This is a genomic window from Frankia sp. CoWAU3 (assembly GCF_977971855.1).
In genome coordinates, this window is sequence record NZ_CDWWXB010000221.1 from 1,635 (window position 1) to 5,961 (window position 4,327).

Below are 4,327 nucleotides of genomic sequence, written 5' to 3' on the forward strand. Positions count from 1 at the left end.
TTCGTCGTGCCCGGGACGAGGCTCGGACGTTGGCCCGGGCTTCCCGCTACAGCCAGGCCGCCGGTGTGCTGGCGGCGGCGGTGGACCGGGCCGGTCGTGCCCTCGGCCACGACAGCGCGGACGTGCTCGCGCTCCGTCTCGATCTGGCGGACCACCTGTTCGAGGGCGGTGACTTCCGCCGCGCGGTGGACGGCTACCGCACGCTTCTCGTCGATCTCGTCCACCGGGACGCTCCGGACAGCGAGCGGGTTCTGCGCTGCCGTCTGCGGGAGGCAACCTGCCGGGCCCTGATCGGTGAGACCGGCCAGGCGCTCGAACAGCTTCGTGGGCTGCTGGAGGACGAGATCAGGGTGTTCGGTGCGGACGACGCCCAGGTCTTCGAGCTGCGACGGCAGATCGGGCTGTTGCAGCTCGGCGCCGGCCATCGGGCGTCGGCAGCCGAGACCCTATCGGCGCTGCTCGCCGATCTGCTCAGGGTCTGGGGGACGGAGCATCCGATGGTGCCCGTCGTCCGGGAGCTGCTGGCCGGTGCCGTCGGTTGATCGACGGCGGAATCGACTGTCATGAGCGTCCCATCCCGTCTGTTGTGAGTGTTGTGGCGGGGGACACGCCGGGGCGGGGCGGCACCGTACAGTCTGACGGTGACGAAGCTGGAAAGCCCCGTGGCGTACGATCCCGGTTCCCAGGCCGGTCCCCATCCCGGTCCCCAGGCATCGCCACTGCCCGGTTCGGGCGCCGCACCGGCGGGTCCGTTCGTCCCGGGCGAATTCGCCCCGGGCGAAGTGGTCGTGCACCGGTCGTTCACCACCAAGCGGCTCGTCTTCGTCCGCGCGGGTCACGTGGTCGGCCACGATGAGCGCGGCCTGCGGCTGTGGATCCCGCACGGCTGCCCGATGGCCGTCGAGCTGAGTACGGACGGTCGGGGCCTGCGCGACATGCCGTTCGCCGAATGGATCCGCCAATCCACGGTGCTGGTGACGAGGGCCTGGCCTGGGCCGAACATCCTCATGCTGATCCCGCCGGCGGGCGCACACTCGGTGTGGTGGTTCTGGGACCGGCAGGGGCGGTTCGCCCGTTGGTACATCAATCTCGAGGCACCCGCCGTGGCCTGGCGCCACGACGGACTCGTCGGGGTGGATACGACCGACCACGACCTCGACCTGTGGGTCTGCCCGGACCGGACCTGGCAGTGGAAGGACGAGCACGAGCTCGCGGAACGGCTCGCGTTTCCCGAGCACTACTGGGTCACCGACGCGGCGGCGGTGCGGGCCGAGGGCGAGCGGCTGCTGCGGCTCGTCGAGGCGGGGGCGTTCCCGTTCGACGGCACCTGGTGCGATTTCCAGCCGGACCCGTCCTGGCGCACACCGGATACCCTGCCTCCCGGCTGGGACCGCCCCCGGGCGCCGGGTACGACCGAAACCGGCCCGCGCTGAGGGCGATGTCAACAGCCGGCGATATCGAGGGCCGGCGATGTCAACAGCCGGCTACGCCGAGAAGGCCCACCCTGACCAGCGGGCCACCGTCACGATGATTGCCGGCCCGGCGGGCGGGGCGGCCTGGTACTGGTCATATCGGGCGATGAGCAGTTCGACGGCGGGGGCGTGTCCGGGTTCGCCCGCCCGGACGATGCGGGCCTCGCCGTCGGCGCGCGCCCACCACAGCCGCGACCAGTCGTCGTCGTAGGCGTCGACGAGCAGGCTGACCTGAGGATTCTCGGTGATGTTGCGCAGGCGCCGCAGACCCCCGACCGTGCTCTTCGGTTTGTGATCGACTGCGGTGACGACGCTGGCCGCGCCCGCGTTCACGGCGCCCGCGTTCACGGCGAAGGTGACGGGCACGATGTGTGGACGTCCGTCGCCACCGGCGGTGGCCAGCCGGGCGACCCGCGCCGGGGTGAACCGGGTGCGGGCCTCGACGTCGGTCAGCCGCACGGTCCCACCGTAGGATCCCACCGGATGGAGGCGACCACAGGGGGCGGGACGCGATGCGTCGTCCATGCGCCAGACTGGTCAGATGTCCGCCACCCTCGTCGCGTCCGGCCTCACCGTCACCCGCGGTGGGGCGACCGTCCTCGACGGCGTCTCCCTCACCGTCGCGCCCGGCGACCGTCTCGGCGTGGTGGGGCCCAACGGCGTCGGTAAGTCGACGCTGTTGCGTGCCCTCGCCGGGCAGGTGACGCTCGACGCGGGCCGGGTGGATCTCGCGCCGCCGACCGCCAACGTCGGCCTGCTCCCCCAGGAACCCGACCGCCACCCCGGGGAGACCCTGCGGGCCTTCCTCGCCCGTCGCACCGGCGTCGCCGCGGCGCAGGCCGAGCTCGACGCCGCGACCGAGGCGTTGGCCCTGGGCATGTCCGGGGCTCCTGGCATGTCCGGGGTCGACGACCGCTACAGCGTCGCCCTGGAGCGGTGGCTGGCGATCGGCGCGGCCGACCTCGACGCCCGCGCCGAAGAGGTGTGCGCCGATCTCGGTCTGCCCGCGGGCGCGCTCGACAGCCCGACGACGGCGTTGTCCGGCGGGCAGGCCGCCCGGGGATCGCTGGCCGGCGTCCTGCTGTCCCGGTTCGACATCACCCTGCTCGACGAGCCCACCAACGACCTCGACTTCGACGGGCTGGAACGGCTCGAGCGGTTCGTCCAAGGCGTGCCCGGGGCGCTGGTCGTCGTCAGCCACGACCGCGAGTTCCTCGACCGCACCATCGACACCGTCGCCGAACTCGATCCGCACCGGCACGGCCTCACCCTCTTCGCTGGCGGATGGACGGCGTACCTGCAGGCCCGCGAGGTCGCGCGGCGTCAGGCCCGGGAGCGGTACGAGGAGTACGCCGGCCAGCGAGCCGATCTCGTCGCTCAGGCGCAACGCCAGCGGGAGCAGGCGGTGCGGGGTTCGGTGCGGGCGAAGCGGCGGATGCCCGACGGTGACCGGGCTGCCAAGGGAGCCCGGATCGAGGCGGCGACGAAGAGCGCGGCCAGGGTCCGGTCCATCGAGTCCCGCATCGACCGGTTGGCGGAGGTCGAGGAGCCCCGCAAGGAATGGCAGCTGCGCATGTCGATCGCAGCCGCGCCCCGGTCGGGCGATGTCGTCGCGACATTGACCGGCGCGGTGGTGGCCCGGTCGGGCTTCACTCTGGGGCCGGTCGATCTGACGATCGCGTGGGCGGACCGGGTGGTGATCACCGGGCCGAACGGCGGGGGCAAGACGACCATGCTGGGTGCGCTGCTCGGCCGCATCCCCCTGGCCCGGGGGCACCAGGCACTCGGGTCCGGCGTGCGGCTCGGCGAGATCGACCAGGCCCGCGGCCTGTTCCGGGGTGAGGCCACGGCGCTGGCCGTCGCCGAGCGGGCGACCAGTTGGCCGGCGGGTGAGGTGCGCACCCTGTTCGCGAAGTTCGGTCTCGGCCCGGATCAGGTCACCCGGCCGGCGGCGTCCCTGTCGCCGGGAGAACGCACCCGGGCGGGGCTCGCGCTGCTGCAGGCGGTCGGCGTGAACTGCCTGGTGCTCGACGAACCCACCAACCACCTCGACCTTCCGGCGATCGATCAGCTCGAACAGGCGCTGGCCGGCTATGCGGGCACCCTGCTACTCGTCACCCATGATCGGCGCATGCTCGACAGGGTCGCCGTGACCCGCCGGCTGCACGTCAACGGCGGCCTCGTCACCGAGAAGCCCCTCGTCACCGAGAAACCATTGTGACGGCTCGCCGAGAACGTCAGGCGCCGGTGTTTGGCCAGAATGCCGCATGGGGAAACGGGGAGTCCGTGGTGGTCGCGGAACCGAGCACGGCGTTGTTCGGGGTGGTGGCGTTGCCCGTGCTCACCGGTCCTCCGAGGGTGCCCAGATCGGTCAGCCGGCCGCGGTACCAGCGGAACGCGTGGCTGCCCTGACCCGAGGGCACCGTCCCGCACACCACACCGTGATCATTGAGGCCGAGAAGCTCCAGCGGGCCGAGCGGTGAGGTGATCGGGATGCGGCGACCCGCGATCCACAGGAACCCGCCACCCGACGGTCCGAGGCTGCGCACCAGCACCTGACCGAGCCTGTTCACGGCGACCGCCTCGCTGTGCAGGTCAGGTCACTGCCAAGGGTCCCGAGATCGGTCATGCGGCCGCCGTCCCACAGGAACGCGCGGGAATGGCCGTCCGAGGTCTCGCTGGTCCCCACGATCTGCCTGGCGTTGTTCACGTCGGCGACGACGGTCGAGGAACCGCCGAGGGTCCCGAGATCCGATATTGTGCCGGCCGACCAGAGAAACCCGTGGCTGGCGCCCTCCCGGGTGACCCTGTTACCCAGGGCCGCGCAGAGATTACGCTACGTTGTGATCGGTGAT

Annotated in this window: 5 protein-coding genes and 1 pseudogene; 3 read left to right on the top strand and 3 right to left on the bottom strand. The window is 71.9% G+C overall.

The features are described from left to right. Together AC08ON_RS15750 and AC08ON_RS15755 are read left to right on the top strand one after the other, a co-directional pair. Window positions 1-542, top strand: a pseudogene (locus AC08ON_RS15750) (serine/threonine-protein kinase); the annotation flags it as partial. A gap of 99 nt (window positions 543-641) precedes the next feature. Continuing rightward, window positions 642-1,433 carry a ribonuclease FAU-1 family protein gene (locus AC08ON_RS15755; RefSeq protein WP_476608285.1) on the top strand — a complete coding sequence of 264 codons (792 nt, stop codon included), beginning with the start codon at window positions 642-644 and terminating at the stop codon, window positions 1,431-1,433. Window positions 1,434-1,484: 51 nt separating this feature from the next. Here AC08ON_RS15755 and AC08ON_RS15760 read toward each other — a convergent pair whose 3' ends face one another. Further along, window positions 1,485-1,931, bottom strand: a complete 447-nt coding sequence (locus AC08ON_RS15760) for a TIGR03668 family PPOX class F420-dependent oxidoreductase (RefSeq protein ID WP_476608286.1) — start codon at window positions 1,929-1,931, stop codon at window positions 1,485-1,487. Window positions 1,932-2,013: 82 nt separating this feature from the next. Between AC08ON_RS15760 and AC08ON_RS15765 the strand changes: the two genes are divergently transcribed. Next, complete coding sequence (locus AC08ON_RS15765; protein WP_476608287.1) at window positions 2,014-3,693, top strand: ABC-F family ATP-binding cassette domain-containing protein; 1,680 nt, start codon at window positions 2,014-2,016, stop codon at window positions 3,691-3,693. Window positions 3,694-3,709: 16 nt separating this feature from the next. Here AC08ON_RS15765 and AC08ON_RS15770 read toward each other — a convergent pair whose 3' ends face one another. Further along, window positions 3,710-4,045, bottom strand: coding sequence for a hypothetical protein (locus AC08ON_RS15770; protein WP_476608288.1), 336 nt, complete (start codon window positions 4,043-4,045; stop codon window positions 3,710-3,712). Continuing rightward, entirely contained in the window at window positions 4,042-4,290 is a 249-nt protein-coding gene (locus tag AC08ON_RS15775; protein WP_476617241.1) for a hypothetical protein, read from the bottom strand. The genes AC08ON_RS15770 and AC08ON_RS15775 overlap by 4 nt, the downstream gene beginning before the upstream one ends. Between the last annotated feature and the right edge of the window lie 37 nt (window positions 4,291-4,327).

Bases quoted from the DNA above. Each gene is read 5' to 3' on its own strand.
- AC08ON_RS15765 (WP_476608287.1), top strand. From the start codon at position 2,014: ATGTCCGCCACCCTCGTCGCGTCCGGCCTCACCGTCACCCGCGGTGGG.